The organism is Shinella zoogloeoides, assembly GCF_022682305.1.
GTDB classification, from domain to species: Bacteria; Pseudomonadota; Alphaproteobacteria; order Rhizobiales; family Rhizobiaceae; genus Shinella; species Shinella zoogloeoides_B.
On record NZ_CP093528.1, the window covers coordinates 3,459,237 to 3,478,121 of the forward strand.

The following is an 18,885-nucleotide window of genomic DNA, read 5'->3' on the forward strand; positions in this document are numbered from 1 at the left end:
CTTCATAAATTCTTAACCGGGAATTCTTTCGCGAGGCTGCCGGAACTCCGCTCACGCTTCAGACACAAGGATTGTGGCCGAGATTTGGCAACGGCGGCGCGCAGGCGCCGCCGCCAATCGCCGCAGGCTCAGAGCTGGCGGCCGATATTGAGGTAGCGCTGGCGACGGTCCTTGCGAAGCTGGTCGCCCGGCTTTGCCGAAAGGTCCTTGAGTGCGGAGGCGATGACGTCGCCCGTGCGGCCGATGACGGCGGCCGGATCGCGATGCGCGCCGCCGACCGGCTCGGGAATGATGCCATCGATGACGCCGAGGGCCTTCAGGTCCTCCGCCGTTATCTTCATGTTGCTCGCCGCTTCCTTGGCGCGGGTGGAATCGCGCCAGAGGATCGAGGCCGCGCCTTCCGGCGAGATCACGGAATAGATCGCATGTTCCAGCATGTAGACGCGGTCGCCCGTGGCGATCGCGATCGCGCCGCCCGAACCGCCTTCGCCCAGAACCACCGAGACGATCGGCACGCGGACATTGAGGCACATTTCCGTGGAGCGGGCGATGGCTTCCGCCTGGCCGCGCTCTTCCGCGCCGATGCCCGGATAGGCGCCGGCCGTATCGATCAGCGTGATGATCGGCAGGCCGAAACGATCCGCCATCTCCATGACGCGGATCGCCTTGCGATATCCTTCCGGGCGGGCGCTGCCGAAATTGTGCTTGAGGCGCGACTTGGTGTCGTTGCCCTTCTCCTGGCCGATAATGGCGACGGCTTCGCCGCGGAAGCGGCCGAGGCCGGCCTGGATGGCCTCGTCCTCGGCAAACTTGCGGTCGCCGGCGAGCGGCGTGAACTCTTCGAAGAGCTGGGCGGCGTAATCGACGAAATGCGGACGCTGCGCATGGCGCGCGACCTGCGTCTTCTGCCAGGGCGACAGCTTGGAATAGATGTCCGCCATCGCCTCGCGGGCGCGGATTTCAAGCCGGCCGACCTCGTCCGTCGTGTCGATGCTCTCATCTTCTTCGGCGAGCTTGCGAAGCTCGTGGATCTTGCCTTCGAGATCCGAGATGGGCTTTTCGAAATCGAGGTAGTTGTGCATGAGATGCGTTTCCGATCGTTTGCTCAAACCGCGCTGACTGTCGTCGGCCAAGAGGCCGGTCGCAAGCGGAGGGGTCCTAATCCGGTTTTTTTGCCTGTTTGGCAAGGGGGTGATGGGTTTGAACGAGCTGGTGAAGCCGTTCTTCCAGCACATGCGTATAGATTTGTGTCGTGGAAATGTCCGAATGGCCAAGCAGTTCCTGCACCGCGCGCAGGTCCGCCCCGTTCTGGAGCAGGTGGCTGGCGAAAGCGTGGCGAAGGACATGCGGCGAGAGCGTCGAGGCCCTTATACCCGCCCGCCCGGCCAGCGCCTTGAGGTCGCGGGCAAAGACCTGACGCGGCAGATAGCCCTCCTTGCTTTGCGCCGGGAACAGGAAATCGCCGGCCGCAGGATCGTCGCCGATGTCCGCCGCCAGCGCCTCGCCGTAGGTCTCCAGCGCCGAAACGGCAGCGCGCGACAGCGGCACCATGCGCTCCTTGTTGCCCTTGCCCTTCACCACGAGGAACCGTCCGGTCTGCGCCAGCACGCTTGCCGGCAGCGACACCAGCTCGCTGACGCGCAGGCCCGTCGCATAGAGGAGTTCGACCAGCACATGCAGGCGCCGCTTGAGAAGAAGATTGCCGCCCGGCTCCATCGCCTCGGTCTCCGCCCGGGCGATCAGCCGCGTGACGTCGTCGACGCTCAGCGTCTTCGGCAGCGAACGCCCTTTCTTCGGGGCATCGAGAATGCCGGTCGGATCGTCGCCGCGCAGTCCCTCGCCATAAAGGAACTTGAAGAATTGCCGGAGCGCCGAAAGCCGCCGGGCCTGCGAGGAGGCGGCAAAACCTTGTTTCGCAAGATGGCCGAGATAGGCGCGCAGGTCGTCCGGCACCGCCTCGGAAAGACGCACGCCGCGCTCGTTGAGAAAGGAGCGCGCATCCTCTAGATCCCGCTCGTAGGATTGCAGCGTGTTGGTCGCCGCGCCGCGCTCGGCGCTCATCATTTCGAGAAAGGACTCGACCTGTAGCGCGGATGGATCCCTCATGGCTGCGGGTTCACCCGCTCGGAGGGAATGCGGATCGTCACCTCCCGCTCCATCGGTTCCACGAAGGTGACGAGCGCCACCATCGTGCCATAGATCGTCCCGGCGATCATGGCGCAGACGAACAGGAATCGGAACAGGCTGGGCATGGCATTCTCCGGGATGACACCCTCTATATCGCCTCGCCACAGGCCGAGCGCAAGGGATGGCGCCTTCGGCAGGCTTGACGCTTCCGGCGCTTTTGTCGATACGGAAAGGAGACAAACCCCGGAAAACGCAATGACCGAGCTGATCGACCAGGCCCCTCCCACGCTCGCCGAGCAGGCCCGCGCAGCGCTCGGCAAGCGCAACCTCGTGCTGATCGGCCTGATGGGCGCCGGCAAATCGGCGATCGGCCGCATGACGGCGCAGGCGCTCGGCGTTCCCTTCGTCGATTCCGACCATGAGATCGAGCGCGTCTCGCGCATGTCGATCACCGATCTTTTCGCCGCCTATGGCGAGGCAGAATTCCGCGCACTGGAAACCCGCGTCATCAAGCGCCTGCTGCGTTCCGGCCCGCGCGTCGTCTCGACGGGCGGCGGCGCCTATATCAACGAGAACACCCGCAGGCACATCAAGCGCGGCGGGCTGACCGTCTGGCTCAATGCCGATCTCGATGTGCTCTGGGAACGTGTCAACAAGCGCGACACGCGACCGCTGCTGAAGACGGAAAACCCGCGCCAGACGCTCGAAAACCTCATGAACGCCCGTTACCCGATCTATGCGGAAGCCGATCTGACCGTGATGTCGCGCGACGTGAAGAAGGAAACCATGGTGGAGGAGGTGCTCGCCGCGATCACCGCCGCCGGCCCGAGAAACCAGACGAGATGACCATGACTGCCAATGCCTTCGCCCGCCGCACCGTGCGGGTCGACCTCGGCGACCGCTCCTACGACATCCTGATCGGCCCCGGCCTCATCGCCTCGGCCGGCCGCAAGATCGCCAGCCGCCTCAAGGGCCGCAAGATCGCCGTCATCACGGATGCGCATGTCGCCCCGCTCTATCTCGACGGCTTCATGGCCGCCCTCAAGGCGGAGGGTATCGACGCCGTCTCGCTCGTGCTGCCGGCCGGCGAGAAGACCAAGAGCTTCGAGCACCTGATCAGCGTCTGCGACAGCGTGCTCGCCGCCCGCATCGAGCGCAACGATGCCGTCGTGGCGCTCGGCGGCGGCGTCATCGGCGACCTCACGGGTTTTGCCGCCGGCATCGTGCGCCGCGGCTCGCGCTTCATCCAGGTGCCGACCTCGCTTCTGGCGCAGGTCGACTCCTCCGTCGGCGGCAAGACCGGCATCAACTCGCCGCACGGCAAGAATCTCATCGGCGTCTTCCACCAGCCCGATCTCGTGCTCGCCGACACCGACGTGCTCGATACGCTCTCGCCGCGCGAATTCCGCGCCGGCTATGCGGAAGTCGCCAAATACGGCCTGATCGACAAGCCCGATTTCTTCGCCTGGCTGGAGAAGAACTGGCGCGACGTCTTTGCCGGCGGGGAAGCTCGCATTACGGCCATCGCCACGAGCTGCCAGGCGAAAGCCGATGTCGTCGCCGCCGACGAGCGCGAGAACGGCCAGCGCGCCCTCCTGAACCTCGGCCACACCTTCGGCCATGCGCTGGAAGCGGCAACGCAGTACGACAGCGCCCGCCTCGTCCACGGCGAGGGCGTCTCCATCGGCATGGTGCTTGCCCACCAGTTCTCCGCCCGGATGAACCTGTGCAGCCCCGACGACGGCAGGCGCGTCGAGGCGCATCTGCGCGAGGTCGGCCTGCCGACTGCGATGGGCGAGATCCCGGGCGGCCTGCCGCCGGCCGAAACGCTGATGGACGCCATCGCGCAGGACAAGAAGGTCAAGGCCGGCAAGCTCACCTTCATCCTGACGCGCGGCATCGGCCAGTCCTTTGTCGCCGATGACGTGCCGCAATCCGAAGTCGTCGCCTTCCTCAAGGAAAAGCTCCCGAAATGACCGGCGATGCGCCCGCCGCGTTCGCGCCCCATCTCTGGCTGTGGATCGTTCTCGCCCTCGGCCTGATCATCGCCGCCCTCGCCTATGTTTGGCGCGCGCGGCAGAAGGCGGGCGAGACGGAGGTCGAGCGCCGCCCCGGCCAACCCGCCCGAGATAGCGCCAACGCAAAACCCGACCGGGACAAGGCCGGCAACGGCCTCGACCTCGAGGCGCTGGAAGTCTCCGACATCATGATCCACCGCACCGCCATGCGCGCGCTCAACGCCGGCGATCCGCCGGAAGAGATCGTCAAGGCCGTACTGGAAAGTCCCTATACGCGCATGCCGCTCTGGGCCGGCACGGTCGATAACATTGTCGGCGTCGTGCACGCCAAAGATCTGCTGCGCGCGCTCATCGAACCCGGCATGGAGCCGAAGAACCTCGACATTACCAAGGTCGCGGAGAAACCGTGGTTCGTGCCGGACACGACGACGCTGAAGGAACAGCTTGCCGCCTTCCTGCGCCGGCAGGAGCATTTCGCCACCGTCGTGGACGAATATGGCGAGGTGCAGGGCGTCGTGACGCTCCAGGACATTTTGAAGGAGATCGTCGGCGACATCTCCGACGAGACCGCTGTCGACATGCAAGGCGTGCGGCAGGAGGCGGACGGTTCGCTCGTCGTCGATGGCAGCGTGACGATCCGCGACCTCAACCGCGCCTTCACCTGGAACCTGCCGGACGAGGAGGCGACGACCATCGCGGGTCTCGTCATCCACGAGTCGAAATCCATCCCGGAAGAGCGGCAGGCCTTCACCTTCCACGGCAAGCGCTTCATCGTCATGAAGCGGGTGAAGAACCGCATCACGAGACTGCGTATCCGCCCGGCGGAACCGGAACAGCCGAAAAGATAACTACCAGCGCGTCGGCTCGCCGGGCGCCGCCGCCTCGACGGCAAGCGCGTGCAGTCCTGCGTCCAGCTCCGCCTTCACCACCTCGTTGATCGCCCGGTGGCGCGCCACGCGGCTCATGCCGGCGAATGCCGCGGAGACGATGCGGATGCGCATATGCGTCTCGCCTTCGCCGTCGAAACCCGGCTGGTGGCCGGCATGCAGGTGGCTCTCGTTGATGACGTCGAGGCGTTCGGGCGAAAAGGCAGCTTCGAGCTTGCCGGTCATGCTGGATTTCATGGACATTGGAGAACCTTGGACAAAACCTTCGGCGGCCGGAAATGCGGGGCCGCGACGCAGAAAAATAGTCCCACAAAGCCAGCAACAATCCGCTTTGTCAATTCTTGTTGCAGGCCCTCCGGGACCCCATAATGTGCGCCATGAAACTCGATTCCAAATACTTCGACCGCATCCGCACGAAGCGGCGCGTGGAGCGTCCCGAACGTTCCGCGCCGACCTGTCAGTGGGACGGCTGCGAGGAGAATGCCGTGCATCGCGCCCCCGTCGGCCGCAATGCCGAAGGGCAATATTTCATGTTCTGCTTCGAGCACGTCAAGGAATACAACAAGGGCTACAACTACTTCTCGGGCCTGTCCGACGGCGAGATCGCGCGCTACCAGAAGGAGGCGATCACCGGTCATCGCCCCACCTGGACCATCGGCGTCAACAAGGCCGCCAAGAACGGCCCGGCGCAGGGCACCGCACGCTCCGGCACGGCCGGGGCGAACCAGCGCATCCGTGACCCCTTCGGCTTCTTCAACGAGGGCAAGGGCCGCCGGCCCCAGATGGAGCCCCGTGCGCGAAAGCTGAAGACACTGGAGGCCAAGGCCTTCGATACGCTCGGCCTTTCGGCCAATGCGACGACCGAGGACATCAAGTCCGCCTATAAAACGCTTGTCAAAAAGCATCACCCGGATGCAAATGGCGGAGATAGAGGCTCGGAAGAGCGTTTTCGCGCGGTCATCCAAGCATATCAATTGTTAAAGCAGGCCGGCTTCTGCTAGAGCAGTGCCGGCAACAAGACATTTGGGTGGAGGCGACCCCGCCGCCCGCGGAGACGTGATGAGCAAGATGGATCTCGATATTTCCAACCTCCCGGACACCACTGTTTCCGTACGGGAGGTTTTCGGCATTGATACGGACCTTCGGGTCCCGGCCTATTCCAAGGCGGACGCCTACGTTCCGGACCTCGACCCGGACTACCTGTTCGACCGCGAAACGACCCTCGCCATCCTCGCAGGCTTTGCCCATAACCGCCGCGTCATGGTCTCCGGCTATCACGGCACCGGCAAGTCGACCCATATCGAGCAGGTCGCCGCCCGCCTCAACTGGCCGTGCGTTCGCGTCAACCTCGACAGCCATGTCAGCCGTATCGACCTCGTCGGCAAGGACGCCATCGTCGTCAAGGACGGCCTGCAGGTCACCGAATTCAAGGACGGCATCCTGCCCTGGGCCTACCAGCACAATGTCGCGCTCGTCTTCGACGAATACGACGCCGGCCGCCCGGACGTGATGTTCGTCATCCAGCGCGTGCTGGAATCCTCCGGCCGCCTGACCCTGCTCGACCAGAGCCGCGTCATCCGCCCGCACCCCGCCTTCCGCCTGTTCGCGACGGCCAACACCGTCGGCCTCGGCGATACGACCGGCCTCTACCACGGCACGCAGCAGATCAACCAGGCGCAGATGGACCGCTGGTCGATCGTCACCACGCTGAACTACCTGCCGCACGACAACGAGGTGAGCATCGTCGCCGCCAAGGTGAAGCGCCTCGCCGCCGGCAAGGACGGCCGCGAGACGATCTCGCGCATGGTGCGCGTCGCCGACCTCACCCGCGCCGCCTTCATCAACGGCGACCTGTCGACCGTGATGAGCCCGCGCACGGTCATCACCTGGGCGGAAAACGCGGAAATCTTCGGCGATATCGCCTTCGCCTTCCGCGTCACCTTCCTCAACAAGTGCGACGAACTGGAACGCACGCTGGTGGCCGAGCTTTACCAGCGCGCCTTCGGCATCGAGCTGAAGGAAAGCGCCGCCAACATCGTCCTGGAAGCGACTGCCTGACGGCAAGGTGAAGCGCATGGCAGCTCGCGGAGACAATTCGAAGCCGAGACCCGGCGGCGTGGTGGATATGGAACCGTTCCGCCGCGCGGTGACGGGCTGCGTGCGCGCCGTTTCGGGCGATGCGGAGGTGGAGGTTTCCTTCGCCAACGAGCGCCCCGGCATGACCGGCGAGCGCATCCGCCTGCCGGAACTATCCAAGCGTCCCTCGCCGGCCGAAGTCGCGCTCACGCGCGGCCTCGGCGACTCGATGGCGCTGCGCAAGGCCTGCCACGACGCCCGCATCCACGCGACCATGTCGCCGCAGGGTGCCGATGCCCGCGCGATCTTCGACGCCGTCGAACAGGCGCGCGTCGAGGCGATCGGCTCCAACCGCATGCACGGCATGGCGCAGAACCTCAACGTCATGCTGACGGAGAAATACGCCAAGGCCAATTTCGCCGCGATCACCCGTCAGGCCGATGCCCCGCTGGAAGAAGCCGTCGCGCTCATCGTGCGCGAAAAACTGACCGGGCAGGCCCCGCCGGCCTCGGCAGGACAGGTGCTCGATCTCTGGCGCAGCTTCATCGAGGACAAGGCCGGCAAGGACATGGAAGGCCTTTCGGCCTCCATCAACGACCAGCAGGCCTTCTCCCGCGTCGTGCGCAACATGCTGGCCTCGATGAACGTCGCCGAACAGTACGGCGAGGACGAGACCGAGCCGGACGATTCGGAAACGCCCGAGGACGAGAACCAGCCGCGCAGCGACGAGCAGGAAGACAACAACAGCCAGGAAGACGCCGGCGACGATAGCGCGCCCGCCGACGAGAACGAGACGTCCGACGAACAGATGGACGACGGCGAGATGGACGGCGCGGAAATCTCCGACGACGATCTCGTCGAGGACGACGGCGACGACACGGAAAAGCCCGGCGAAGTCCGCCGCCCGAACCAGCCCTTCACGGATTTCAACGAGAAGGTCGATTACGGCGTCTTCACGCAGGAATTCGACGAGACGATCACCGCCGAGGAACTGTGCGACGAAGCGGAACTCGACCGCCTGCGCGCCTTCCTCGACAAGCAGCTCGCCCATCTCCAGGGCGCGGTCGGCCGCCTTGCCAACCGCCTGCAGCGCCGCCTGATGGCGCAGCAGAACCGCGCCTGGGAATTCGACCTCGAAGAGGGCTATCTCGACAGCGCCCGCCTGCAGCGCATCATCATCGATCCGATGCAGCCGCTCTCCTTCAAGCGCGAGAAGGACACGACCTTCCGCGATACCGTGGTAACGCTGCTGATCGACAATTCCGGCTCCATGCGCGGCCGGCCGATCACGGTGGCCGCCACCTGCGCCGATATCCTTGCCCGCACGCTGGAGCGCTGCGGCGTGAAGGTGGAAATCCTCGGCTTCACCACCAAGGCCTGGAAGGGCGGCCAGTCGCGCGAAAAGTGGCTCGCCGGCGGCAAGCCGCAATCGCCCGGCCGCCTCAACGACCTGCGCCACATCGTCTACAAGGGCGCCGACGCCCCGTGGCGGCGCGCACGGCGCAATCTCGGCCTGATGATGCGCGAGGGCCTGCTGAAGGAAAACATCGACGGCGAGGCGCTGATCTGGGCGCATGACCGTCTGCTGGCCCGCCCCGAGCAGCGTCGCATCCTGATGATGATCTCGGACGGCGCGCCGGTCGACGATTCGACGCTCTCGGTGAACCCCGGCAACTATCTGGAACGGCACCTGCGCGCCGTCATCGAACAGATCGAGACGCGCTCGCCGGTCGAGCTTCTCGCCATCGGCATCGGCCATGACGTGACGCGCTACTATCGCCGCGCCGTCACCATCGTCGATGCAGACGAACTGGCCGGCGCCATGACCGAACAGCTCGCCTCGCTCTTCGCCGACGAGAGCACCGCCCGTCGCCCGGCCGGCCGGCGTCGTGCGGGCTGATAGAGCGGCCACGCGGCAGGCCGCCAGCTCGCTGCGCGGCCTCGCCGCCATCGTCCTTTCCGCCCTGCTGTTCCTGCCGCTCGGCCGCCCCGCCGCAGCGGAAGACGTTCCCGTCACCAGCCGCGCCTTCTCCCAGTTCGTGACAGGCTCCGACCAGCGCGTCTTCGGCAAACTGGAATTCCTCGGCGGCATCGCCTATTCCTCCGGCAACCCCCTGCTCGGCTCCATCTCCGCCATCCGCTTGCGCGAAGACGGGCAGCATTTCGTCGCCGTGCTCGATACCGGGCACTGGCTGACGGGCCGCGTCGAGCGCGACGCGGAGGGCCGGCTGAGCGGCCTTGCCGGCGTCGAGATCCGCTCCATGTTCGACAAGAACGGACGGGACGGGAACCGCAAGTTCAGAATGGACGCGGAGGGCCTTGCCATCCGTAAGGGCGAACTGCTCACGAGCTTCGAGGTGATGCACCGCATCGACGCCTATCCCGATCCCGGCTTCATGGAGGCCAAACCGAAGCGACGCCTGCGCTTTCCCTTCGATCCGCACGAGATGCGCATCAACCGCGGCATAGAGACATTGGCCATGTCGCCGGCGACGGGTCCCCTCGGGGCAACGCCGGTCGCCGTCACGGAACGCAGCCTCGACGCCGAGGGCAACATCTTCGCCGCCGTGCTGGAAGGTCCGCGCAAGGGCCTCTTCGCCGTCAAGCGGGACGATCCCTGGGACATCACCGACGGCGCCTTTCTGCCGAACGGCGATCTCCTGCTGCTCGAACGCCGCTTCAGCCTGGCGAGTGGCATGGGCATGCGTATCCGCCGCATTGCCGGCGACACGATCCGTCCCGGCGCGGTCGTCGACGGCGAGGTGCTGATCGACGCCGATCTCAGCCAGCAGATCGACAATATGGAGGGGATGGACGTGGTGGCGATGGCAGAGGACGATATCCGCATCATCGTCGTTTCCGACGACAACCACTCTATCCTCCAGCGAAACCTGATGCTGGAATTCCGCCTGAAATGAAAAAGCCGCTCCTGTCGGGGCGGCTTTCCTTTCTTTCGTCAGGCCGTCTTCTCGACGCCCGGCATGGGCTTCAGCCTACTCATCAGCGCGCCATAGGGCAGCAGCATGACGAGGCCGACGAGAACCTTCACCGAAAAATCGCCCATCGCCCAGGAAATCCAGCGCGGCGCTTCCGTCGTGAAGACACCGAGCACCGGCGCCCATTCGATGGCGAAGGGGTCGTTCGGGCCGAAGACGGACAGGAACGGCGCGAAGGCGAAGGAGAAGAAGATCATCGTGTCGAGCACCGAGCCGATCAGCGAGGCGATCAGCGGCGCGCGCCACCAGGTCTGCCGGCGCAGCGTGTTGAAGACGGAGATGTCGAGCAACTGGCCGGCAAGGAAGGCCGAACCGGAGGCAATCGCGATGCGCGGCGTGGAAGCGCCGATCGAGAACAGCACCGCCACGAGGAAACCGACGGCCACGACGCGGCGCGCGATGCGCGGGCCGAACTGGCGATTGGTGAGGTCGGTAATGAGGAAGGCGACGGGATAGGTGAAGGCGCCGTAGGTCAGGAGGTCGCCGAGATTGATGCCGAAGAGCGTACCCGAAAGCGGATACTGCACCAACACGTTGGAGGCGACGACGACAGCCGTCATCAGGAGGACATAGAGAAGGGTAACGCGGTTCGCGAGCATTTTTTTATCCTGGGTGATGCCACCAGTTGGAGTAACGATTTAGACATAGCATTGATGCCTGCCCGGAGACGGGCAAGCCTCAATGAAAACGTCCGGCTTGTTGCCTGAAATCAAGCAGCAGCAGCGGTCTTCTTGGCGATCTGGCGGCGCAGCAGACGAGCGCGCATCGACAGTTCGTTTTCTTCGGCCTTCAGGAGGAAGGCGTCGAGGCCACCGCGGTGCTCGACCGAGCGCAGGGCAGCAGCGGAAACGCGAAGACGGAAACGCTGGCCGAGGGCGTCGGAAATCAGCGTGACATTGCACAGGTTCGGCAGGAACTTGCGCTTCGTCTTGTTGTTTGCGTGGCTCACATTGTTGCCCGACTGGACGCCCTTGCCGGTCAATTCGCAACTACGGGACATGGTACACCTATTTTTTCTTCGTTACAGGACAATACGTTTCCGGCACCGAAACCGGCCGCAGTCCGTCTGGCCTTTTTGGAAAGTCGCGGTTCTATAGTCACACTCGCCGCAGACGTCAAGCCAAACCTGCCGTTCAGCGGGAATTCAGTTGCCAAACGTCATGATTTGCAGGCAATAGCAGACGAATGACGAATTTTCCACGGCGTAGAATCGCCGCAATGGCAGGCTAGGCGGAGCGTCTCTATGGGAGTCGTGAAGATGAACGGGCGGGGTTGGATTGCTGGCGCGGCCATGTCGCTCACCCTTGCGGGCGGCGCAAGCCCGCTTGCCGCCGCCGAGGTCCAGCATCGCACCGACTACAGCATCCGCCTGTCCGGCCTGCCGGTGGCGACCGCCAGCTTCCGTTCGGAATTCAACGGCAACCGCTACTCCATTTCCGGCAGCCTGCATTCCGCCGGCCTTGCCGATATCTTCGCCCGCACGCAGGGCACCACCGCCGTTTCCGGCATCGTCAACCGCGACAAGCTGCGCGCCACCTCCTATTCGGTGACCTATCGCAGCGGCAAGCGCGGCCGCGCCATCGACGTGACCTTCCGCAACGGCAATGTCGTGCATGCCAGCATGGTGCCGGCGCGCAAGAAGCCGGACAACTGGGTTCCGGTCTCCAGCGCCGACATGCGCGCCGTGCTCGACCCCATTTCCGGTCTCATCATCCCCGCCGGCAGTCGCATCTGCCCGAAGACGCTGCCGATCTTCGACGGCGAGTCCCGCATGGACCTGAAGCTGACGTCGAAGGGCACCAAGCCCTATTCCACCAAGGGCTTCGAGGGCGAGGTCGTCGTCTGCGGCATCCGCTTCGTGCCGCGCTCCGGCTACAAGAAGGGCCGCGAGGACGTGGAGTACCTGCGCAACCTGAAGTCCATGGAAATCTGGTTTGCCAAGGCGGACGCGGCGAATGTATATGCTCCGGTCTATGTGAGGATTCCGACCAAGCTCGGCCCCGTCACCGTCTCGGCCACGCGCTTCGGGGGATGATGCGGCTTGCCGGTCGGCAGACCGGAGTAATCGGCCTTGAAGATGCGTGCGACCCTTATCGGCTTTACGGCGATCCTCATGTGGGCGCTGCTGGCGCTCTTCACCGCCGCCTCCGGCAAGATGCCGCCCTTCCAGCTCTCCGCCATCTGCTTCCTGATCGGCAGCCTGCCCGGCATCGCCGTGCTGATCGCTCGGCCGGAGCGCCTGCGCCTCTTGAAACAGCCGGCGAAGGTCTGGATCACCGGCATCCTCGGCCTCTTCGGCTATCACTTCCTGTACTTCACGGCGCTGCGCAACGCACCGGCCGTCGAGGCGAGCCTGATCGCCTATCTCTGGCCGCTCCTCATCGTCACCGGCTCCGCGCTGCTGCCGGGCGAGACGCTGCGCTGGAACCATGTGGTCGGCACGCTGCTCGGCCTCGGCGGCACCGCGCTCATCGTCGGGCGCAACGGCGTTACCTTCGACAGCGCCTATCTCGTCGGCTACGGCGCGGCCTTCCTCTGCGCCTTCACCTGGGCCGGCTATTCGCTTGCGACCCGCAGCTTCGAGGCGGTCTCGACGGATGTGGTGACGGGCTTCTGCCTTGCCACCGCGATCCTCTCGCTGCTCTGCCATCTGGGCCTCGAAACCACCGTCTGGCCGCAGACGGGCTTCGAATGGCTCGCCGTCGCCGGCCTCGGCCTGCTGCCGGTCGGCGCGGCCTTCTATGTATGGGATTACGGCGTGAAGAACGGCGACATCCAAATCCTCGGCGCGGCCAGCTACGCCGCGCCGCTGCTTTCGACGCTGGTTCTCATTCTCTCGGGCTTCGCCGAGCCGTCCTGGAGCATTGCGCTGGCCTGCCTGCTGGTGACGGGCGGCGCGGTTCTGGCCGCCAAGGACATGATCTTCCGCAGACGCGCGGCCGCTGCGGCCTGACGCTCAGAACCGGTCCTTCCGCCCGCGGATTTCCGCAAACACCTCGGCGTCGCCCGCCCTTTCTATGCCGAGATGACGGCGGATTGCCGGGTCCGCCGCGCGCAGAAAGGGATTGGTCGCCTTTTCCAGCCCGATGGTCGTCGGCGCGGTAAAACCGCCCTTCGCCCGCTGCGCCTCGATGTCATCGGCACGTTTCGCAAGCGCCGCGTTCTGCGGATCGACGGTCACGGCAAAGCGCGCATTCGAGAGCGTGTATTCGTGCCCGAAATAGACGATCGTGTCGTCCGGCAGCGCGGCAAGCTTGGAAAGCGAAGCCCACATATCCGCCGGCGTGCCCTCGAACAGACGGCCGCAGCCGAGCGCGAAAAGCGTATCGGCGGCAAAGAGCAGCTTTTCCTCCGGCAGGTGGAAGCAGATATGGCCGCGCGTATGGCCCGGCGTCGCGATCACCTCGACCCGTCGGCCGGCAAAATCGAAGCTGTCGCCGCCGTCCACCTTGCGGTCGATGCCGGGAATGCTCTCGCGCGCCGGACCGATGATCGTCGCGCCAAAACGCTTTTTCAGCGCGAGATTGGCGTCCACGTGGTCGCCGTGGTGGTGCGTCGTGAAGATGTGGCTCAGCGTCCAGCCACGGCGGGCGAGCGCATCGAGGATCGGCTTTTCCTCCGGCGCATCGATGCTTGCGGTCGCACCCGTTTCGGGATCGTGCAGCAGCACGCCGAAATTGTCGCTGCGGCAGGCGAAGAGTTCGATTTCCAGCGGGGCCATGGCACATTCCTCATGCATCGGACGGACTGTCGCGGGGAAATGTAAGCCAATCGCCCTTGAAGTCCACCGGACCATCGCTAACATCCTGTCCATGCATGCAGATATCGTCGACCTCCGCGAATTCTACCACTCGCCGCTCGGCCGCCTCGCCGATCATTCGATCGCCATGGCGCTCGCCTCGCTCTGGGCGCGCCTGCCCGACGAGCGGCTGGTCGGCCTCGGCTATGCCGTGCCCTATCTCGACCGTTTCCGCGCCGACACCGAGCGCACCTTCGCCTTCATGCCGGCCGGTCAGGGCGCGGTGAACTGGCCGCCGAACGAGCTGTCCTCGACGGCCCTCGTCTTCGACGAGGAACTGCCGCTGCCGGATGCCTCCGTCGACCGTATCCTGATGGTCCACTCGCTGGAATTCGCCGAAAACCCGCGCGAGACGATGAAGGAGCTTTGGCGCGTTCTCGCCCCCGGCGGCCGCCTCGTCATCGTCGTGCCGAACCGGCGCGGCGTCTGGGCGCGCATGGAGCATACGCCCTTCGGTTCCGGCCGGCCCTATTCGCGCGGCCAGCTCACGGCGCTGCTGCGCGCGACGAATTTTACGCCCGGCGCCAGCGCAGAGGCGCTGTTCTTCCCGCCCTCCAAGCTGCGCAGCGTCCTGAAGCTGCGCGGCGTCTTCGAGCGGCTGGGGCGCATGCTCTGGCCGATGTTCTCCGGCGTCATCGTCGTGGAGGCGCAGAAGCGGCTCTATCAGGGCCTGCCGGTCGCCGCCCGCGCCTCGCGCCGCGTCTTCGTGCCGGTGCTCGCGCCACAGGGCGTGCCGACAACGCGCGAACGCCCGCCGCGCTGATCCCCTCGACAAAAACCGGGCCGCCCGCTAGAGCGGAACGGCAGCAAGAGGGCAATGGCATGACGGACGGACATTTCGACAAGATCGCACTGATCGGCATCGGCCTGATCGGCTCCTCCATCGCCCGCGCCGTCAAGGAAAAGGGGCTGGCGAAAACCGTCACCATTTCCAGCCGCAGCCAGGAAACGCTCGACCGCGCCCGCGAACTGGAGCTCGGCACCGACTACGTCCACGACGCCGGCAAGGCGGTGGAAGGGGCGGACCTCGTCATCGTCTCGGTGCCCGTCGGCGCCTCCGGCAAGGTCGCCGAGGAAATCGCCCCGCATCTGAAGGCGGGCGCCATCGTCACCGATGTCGGCTCCACCAAGGCCTCGGTCGTGGCGCAGATGCTGCCGCACATGCCGAAGAACGTGCATTTCATCCCCGGCCACCCGCTGGCGGGCACCGAACATTCCGGCCCGGACGCCGGCTTTGCCGAACTCTTCCAGGGCCGCTGGTGCATCCTGACGCCGGTGCACGGCACCGACAAGGACGCCAAGCGCAAGCTCGCCGCCTTCTGGGAAGCCCTCGGCTCCAAGGTGGACGAGATGGATACGGAGCACCACGACAAGGTGCTCGCCATCGTCTCGCACCTGCCGCACATCATCGCCTACAACATCGTCGGCACGGCGGACGACCTGGAAACGGTGACGGAATCGGAAGTCATCAAATATTCGGCCTCTGGTTTCCGCGACTTCACGCGCCTTGCCGCCTCCGACCCGACCATGTGGCGCGACGTCTGCCTTCACAACAAGGACGCGATCCTCGAGATGCTGGCGCGCTTTTCCGAAGACCTCGCCTATCTCCAGCGCGCGATCCGCTGGGGCGACGGCGACAAGCTTTTCGATCTCTTCACCCGCACCCGCGCCATCCGCCGCTCGATCATCGACGCCGGCCAGGATACTGCGGCACCGAACTTCGGCCGCCCGGTCCTCGACAAGAAGGGCTGATCACAGGGGCGGAATTCGGCCCACCGGGAACAGCCCCAGGATGACGGTGCCGCGCCGGATGTTCACCTGCACGGTTGCGCGGTCCTGCCCGCCCGAAAGTCCCCTGACGATGCCGGCCACGCGGCGCACGGTCACGGCAGCCTCCGGAAACTGCTCGGAAATGCGGTCGCGCCAGACCGTCACGCCCTCGACGGCAAGCGTAAGCGAGCCGGACACGAGACCTTCCTCATCGACGCTGACGGGGCCGGACAGCTTCATCCGGTTTCCGCCGCCAAGATCGAGCGAGAGGCTGCGCAGCTCCGCGCTGGTTCCACGCGGCAGGCCGGGCGGCGGCCCTTCGGTGGAAATCCACCCTGCCGCATCCGCAATCGTCACGTCGGCCGCGACATTCAGCGCCGGCAGCGCCTTGCCGCCAAGATCGAGCGCAAGCGCATCGAGCGAGGCCGCAACGTCCAGCGCCTCGCCGGACCGGCGGACATGCTTTTCACCATGCGCGGCGGAAAAGCCGACGGAGATACCCTCGGACGGCGCGTTGAACCTGCCTTTCAGCCCGTCATAGGCGACGGAGGCGCGGTCCAGCCCGTCCGTCCAGGCGACGACGCTGGCATGCAGAAGGTCCCAATCCACATCGAGCACGCGATCCGGCGTCACGCGCACCTGCGCCGGTCCGTCCAGTTCCATGACGGCATGGCCGGGGCGATAGACCTGCGCGGCCGAACGCAGCGCACCGAAGCTGGCCGACAAGCCGGACTCGTGGTCATCGACGCCGAGCGCATCGCAGAAGACACCGATGCGGAACGGAAAACCGCGAACAGAAAGATTGCTGCACGAGGCCGAATGCATGCCCTGTTCGGAAGCGGCAAGCTCCTGCGTCACCCGCTCCCTCAGCCAGCTTGCGGCATAGAACCATCCACCCGTATAGAGCACACCGGCGACAACGATGGCAATGGCAAGCAGGATCAGCTTGCGCGTAACCCCGGATGCGTCGGCGCGGCTTGACGATGCCATAGTGTTCTCCAATGGTGGCAGGCGTGATTTGCCCCAAACGGGTCAAAGCCGGCAATTGCGGCGGCTTTTAGAGAGATGTTTCCAGTGACGGTGGATATGAACGAATTCTGGGTCTTTGGCTACGGATCGCTGATGTGGAATCCGGGCTTCGAATTCGAGGAGCGGCAGGCGGCCCACCTCTTCGGCTTCCGCCGGTCGCTCTGCGTGCGCTCCTGGGTGCACCGGGGCACGGAGGAAAGGCCCGGCCTTGTGCTCGGCCTCGACCGCGGCGGCTCCTGCCGCGGCGTCGCGTTCCGTGTCGCTTTGGAGAAGCAGGAGGCGGTGGTCGATTATCTGCGCGAACGCGAGCTTGTGACCCATGTTTACAAGGAGCGCACCCTGCCGGCAACGCTCGGCGACGGCCGCCGCGTGACGACGCTCGCCTATATCTGCGACCGCGCCCATCACCAGTTCGCCGGCGCGCTCTCGATAGAGGAGGCAGCCGGCACGATCAGCACCGCCATCGGCAAGTCCGGTCACAATATGGATTACGTGCGCAACACGCTGGCGCATCTGCGCGAAATGGGCATCCGCGACCATTGGCTGGAGGATGTCGGCCGGACGGCGGAAAGCCTCCACGCCCGCGCCTCAACCTGATCAGGCTCCGCGCGCCCTCAATTCCGCCAGCCGCTGCACGGCGGTCGGCGGCAGGACGAGATGCGGATTGGCCTCCACCGTCTCCACGAGCAGGCGGTCGCTCGCCGTTTCCATGACCTCGACGAGATGGGCGAGGAAGGCGTCGGGATCCATGCCCGGCTGGATCGCCGGCAGGATGATCACCTTGAAATGGCCCGGCTGGCGGATGAACTTGCGGCGCGGCCAGAACAGGCCCGGATGCATGACGACCGGCACGACCGGAACCTGCAGATCGCGGTAGAGGCGCGCGATGCCGTATTTGTATTCCGGTGGCGCGCCCGGTGGCCGGCGCGTGCCTTCCGGGTAGATGATGAGCTGGCGGCCCGTATCCATCTCCGCCTTCGTGCGCTCCATCACGGCGGCCATGACCTTGCCGCGCGCATTGCGGTTGACCGGGATCATGCGCTGCTTCTTGATGTACCAGCCGAAGAGCGGAATCCAGGTCAGCTCGCGCTTGAGGATATAGAGCGGATCGTCGAGCCAGGGCAGCAGCGCGTAGGCGTCCCAGAAGGACTGGTGCTTCGGCGCAAAGATGTAGCCGCCCTTGGGAATGTTCTCCAGCCCCTCGATCTCGAAGGTCGTGCCGACGATCTTCTCGAAGAGCCAATGGTTGCTGCGCGCCCAGTTCTTGGCGATGACATAGGCCTTCTTGCGCGGCAGCAGGAAATAGACCGGCGTGAGCACGATCATCTGCCCGATGAGGTTCAGGTAGAAGAGAGCATTGAAGAGCACGGAGCGGAGAGCGATCATCGGGCAGCCTGTAAGCGGAACGGTCTTTCGCCCTACACGATAATCGGAGGCGGGGAAACTCCCGTCGCCGCGTTCTCAGCTTCCGGTCATGTCGCCACGCAGCCCCGACCAGCTCCGCGCGCCGGCGAAGGCACGCAGCCGCGCCAGGCAATATTTGAGATATTCCGACAGCATCGCCTTCATGACACCCGGTTCGCGCAGCCAGTTGCCGTTCTTCAGGTCGGAATTGACGACAGGATAGGCGATGAACTCCGTCTGCGGATCGCTGACCTTCAGTTCCAGCAGGCTGCGCGGCATGTGATAATTGTTGGTGACGACGAGAACCCGGCGGTACTGGTGGTCGCTGATCCAGCGCGCCGCTTCATTCGCGTTGCCGATCGTATCGACCGCCTCATAGCCCATGTCGACGCAGCATTCGAAGAGCGCCGAGGAGCTTTGCGTGAGCTTGCGCAGGAGATTGCCGCTGGTCGCCGGGTTGGCGCCGGAGATCAGCAGCCGCTCGCCCGCGCCGTTCTTCAGGAGGTCGATGGCGCGATCAATGCGCTGGTAGCCGCCGGTGAGCACGACGATCGCATCGGCCTTCGGTGCGCGCGGCGTCTCCAGCGCGGCAACGGTCTCCGCAAAATGCAGGAACCCAGCGGTGCCCGCAGCGCCGGCCAGCAGGATCAGCGCCAGCACCACGCGCACAAGAATGCGCACGGGACCTTTGCGGCCCCGCCTTATCCCCTCCTGCCGGGCGCCCTCGGGCAGCTTCGGCTTTTCCCGTTCCAGCGCGCTCATGATTCTGTCCATAGAAC

22 protein-coding genes are annotated in these 18,885 nt (G+C 65.3%); 12 read left to right on the forward strand and 10 right to left on the reverse strand.

Going from position 1 to position 18,885, the window contains the following annotated elements; all coding sequences use genetic code 11:
- Nucleotides 1-128 precede the first annotated feature (128 nt).
- The 3 genes from MOE34_RS17170 to MOE34_RS17180 all read right to left on the reverse strand — a co-directional run bounded on the left by MOE34_RS17170 (nucleotide 129) and on the right by MOE34_RS17180 (nucleotide 2,252).
- On the reverse strand, nucleotides 129-1,082 hold the full coding sequence (locus MOE34_RS17170) for an acetyl-CoA carboxylase carboxyltransferase subunit alpha (protein WP_160787392.1): 954 nt from the start codon (nucleotides 1,080-1,082) through the stop codon (nucleotides 129-131).
- 76 nt (nucleotides 1,083-1,158) lie between these two features.
- Nucleotides 1,159-2,106 carry a site-specific tyrosine recombinase XerD gene (xerD, locus tag MOE34_RS17175; protein WP_242218715.1) on the reverse strand — a complete coding sequence of 316 codons (948 nt, stop codon included), beginning with the start codon at nucleotides 2,104-2,106 and terminating at the stop codon, nucleotides 1,159-1,161.
- Nucleotides 2,103-2,252 carry a hypothetical protein gene (locus MOE34_RS17180; protein ID WP_242218717.1) on the reverse strand — a complete coding sequence of 50 codons (150 nt, stop codon included), beginning with the start codon at nucleotides 2,250-2,252 and terminating at the stop codon, nucleotides 2,103-2,105. Before MOE34_RS17180 ends, xerD begins: the two co-directional genes overlap by 4 nt.
- A gap of 130 nt (nucleotides 2,253-2,382) precedes the next feature.
- Between MOE34_RS17180 and MOE34_RS17185 the strand changes: the two genes are divergently transcribed.
- The 3 genes from MOE34_RS17185 to MOE34_RS17195 are packed head-to-tail and all read left to right on the forward strand — an operon-like array spanning nucleotide 2,383 to nucleotide 4,993.
- Nucleotides 2,383-2,973, forward strand: coding sequence for a shikimate kinase (locus tag MOE34_RS17185; protein ID WP_160787394.1), 591 nt, complete (start codon nucleotides 2,383-2,385; stop codon nucleotides 2,971-2,973).
- A gap of 2 nt (nucleotides 2,974-2,975) precedes the next feature.
- Nucleotides 2,976-4,103 (forward strand): 3-dehydroquinate synthase, encoded by a 1,128-nt coding sequence (gene aroB / locus MOE34_RS17190; RefSeq protein WP_242218718.1) that lies wholly within the window; start codon nucleotides 2,976-2,978, stop codon nucleotides 4,101-4,103.
- On the forward strand, nucleotides 4,100-4,993 hold the full coding sequence (locus tag MOE34_RS17195; protein WP_242218720.1) for a transporter associated domain-containing protein: 894 nt from the start codon (nucleotides 4,100-4,102) through the stop codon (nucleotides 4,991-4,993). The genes aroB and MOE34_RS17195 overlap by 4 nt, the downstream gene beginning before the upstream one ends.
- On the opposite strand, the gene MOE34_RS17200 is transcribed toward MOE34_RS17195, so the two are convergent.
- Nucleotides 4,994-5,275 carry a BolA family protein gene (locus MOE34_RS17200; RefSeq protein ID WP_242218722.1) on the reverse strand — a complete coding sequence of 94 codons (282 nt, stop codon included), beginning with the start codon at nucleotides 5,273-5,275 and terminating at the stop codon, nucleotides 4,994-4,996.
- Between the two features lie 125 nt (nucleotides 5,276-5,400).
- Between MOE34_RS17200 and MOE34_RS17205 the strand changes: the two genes are divergently transcribed.
- The 4 genes from MOE34_RS17205 to MOE34_RS17220 are packed head-to-tail and all read left to right on the forward strand — an operon-like array spanning nucleotide 5,401 to nucleotide 10,026.
- Nucleotides 5,401-6,033, forward strand: coding sequence for a J domain-containing protein (locus MOE34_RS17205; RefSeq protein WP_160787398.1), 633 nt, complete (start codon nucleotides 5,401-5,403; stop codon nucleotides 6,031-6,033).
- 58 nt (nucleotides 6,034-6,091) lie between these two features.
- Nucleotides 6,092-7,090 (forward strand): cobaltochelatase subunit CobS, encoded by a 999-nt coding sequence (cobS, locus tag MOE34_RS17210; protein ID WP_160787399.1) that lies wholly within the window; start codon nucleotides 6,092-6,094, stop codon nucleotides 7,088-7,090.
- Nucleotides 7,091-7,106: 16 nt separating this feature from the next.
- A complete protein-coding gene (gene cobT / locus MOE34_RS17215; protein ID WP_242218724.1) occupies nucleotides 7,107-9,008 on the forward strand; it encodes a cobaltochelatase subunit CobT in 1,902 nt (633 codons plus the stop codon).
- Entirely contained in the window at nucleotides 8,998-10,026 is a 1,029-nt protein-coding gene (locus MOE34_RS17220) for an esterase-like activity of phytase family protein (protein ID WP_242218726.1), read from the forward strand. The genes cobT and MOE34_RS17220 overlap by 11 nt, the downstream gene beginning before the upstream one ends.
- Before the next feature lie 38 nt (nucleotides 10,027-10,064).
- Here the strand turns inward: MOE34_RS17220 and MOE34_RS17225 are convergent, their stop codons facing one another.
- On the reverse strand, nucleotides 10,065-10,703 hold the full coding sequence (locus MOE34_RS17225) for a VUT family protein (protein ID WP_242218728.1): 639 nt from the start codon (nucleotides 10,701-10,703) through the stop codon (nucleotides 10,065-10,067).
- Between the two features lie 110 nt (nucleotides 10,704-10,813).
- Nucleotides 10,814-11,104 carry a 50S ribosomal protein L28 gene (rpmB, locus tag MOE34_RS17230; RefSeq protein WP_064331573.1) on the reverse strand — a complete coding sequence of 97 codons (291 nt, stop codon included), beginning with the start codon at nucleotides 11,102-11,104 and terminating at the stop codon, nucleotides 10,814-10,816.
- A gap of 291 nt (nucleotides 11,105-11,395) precedes the next feature.
- On the opposite strand from rpmB, the gene MOE34_RS17235 reads away from it, so the two are divergent.
- Together MOE34_RS17235 and yddG are read left to right on the forward strand one after the other, a co-directional pair.
- Nucleotides 11,396-12,139, forward strand: coding sequence for a DUF3108 domain-containing protein (locus tag MOE34_RS17235; RefSeq protein ID WP_242224115.1), 744 nt, complete (start codon nucleotides 11,396-11,398; stop codon nucleotides 12,137-12,139).
- A 36-nt stretch (nucleotides 12,140-12,175) separates the two neighbouring features.
- Entirely contained in the window at nucleotides 12,176-13,057 is an 882-nt protein-coding gene (yddG, locus tag MOE34_RS17240; RefSeq protein WP_160787403.1) for an aromatic amino acid exporter YddG, read from the forward strand.
- A gap of 3 nt (nucleotides 13,058-13,060) precedes the next feature.
- Here yddG and gloB read toward each other — a convergent pair whose 3' ends face one another.
- On the reverse strand, nucleotides 13,061-13,825 hold the full coding sequence (gloB, locus tag MOE34_RS17245) for a hydroxyacylglutathione hydrolase (RefSeq protein WP_242218730.1): 765 nt from the start codon (nucleotides 13,823-13,825) through the stop codon (nucleotides 13,061-13,063).
- Between the two features lie 91 nt (nucleotides 13,826-13,916).
- Between gloB and MOE34_RS17250 the strand changes: the two genes are divergently transcribed.
- Complete coding sequence (locus MOE34_RS17250) at nucleotides 13,917-14,666, forward strand: class I SAM-dependent methyltransferase (protein ID WP_160787405.1); 750 nt, start codon at nucleotides 13,917-13,919, stop codon at nucleotides 14,664-14,666.
- 59 nt (nucleotides 14,667-14,725) lie between these two features.
- Entirely contained in the window at nucleotides 14,726-15,655 is a 930-nt protein-coding gene (locus MOE34_RS17255; protein ID WP_242218732.1) for a prephenate/arogenate dehydrogenase family protein, read from the forward strand.
- On the opposite strand, the gene MOE34_RS17260 is transcribed toward MOE34_RS17255, so the two are convergent.
- Entirely contained in the window at nucleotides 15,656-16,663 is a 1,008-nt protein-coding gene (locus MOE34_RS17260; protein WP_242218734.1) for a DUF2125 domain-containing protein, read from the reverse strand.
- 84 nt (nucleotides 16,664-16,747) lie between these two features.
- On the opposite strand from MOE34_RS17260, the gene MOE34_RS17265 reads away from it, so the two are divergent.
- The gene (locus MOE34_RS17265) at nucleotides 16,748-17,299 is read left to right on the forward strand and encodes a gamma-glutamylcyclotransferase (protein WP_242218736.1); all 552 of its coding nucleotides are present in this window, start codon (nucleotides 16,748-16,750) and stop codon (nucleotides 17,297-17,299) included.
- Here the strand turns inward: MOE34_RS17265 and MOE34_RS17270 are convergent, their stop codons facing one another.
- Both MOE34_RS17270 and MOE34_RS17275 read right to left on the reverse strand, forming a co-directional pair.
- Nucleotides 17,300-18,088: a lysophospholipid acyltransferase family protein gene (locus MOE34_RS17270; protein ID WP_242218738.1), complete on the reverse strand. Its 789-nt coding sequence runs from the start codon at nucleotides 18,086-18,088 to the stop codon at nucleotides 17,300-17,302.
- Between the two features lie 75 nt (nucleotides 18,089-18,163).
- Nucleotides 18,164-18,868, reverse strand: coding sequence for a YdcF family protein (locus tag MOE34_RS17275; RefSeq protein ID WP_242218740.1), 705 nt, complete (start codon nucleotides 18,866-18,868; stop codon nucleotides 18,164-18,166).
- Between the last annotated feature and the right edge of the window lie 17 nt (nucleotides 18,869-18,885).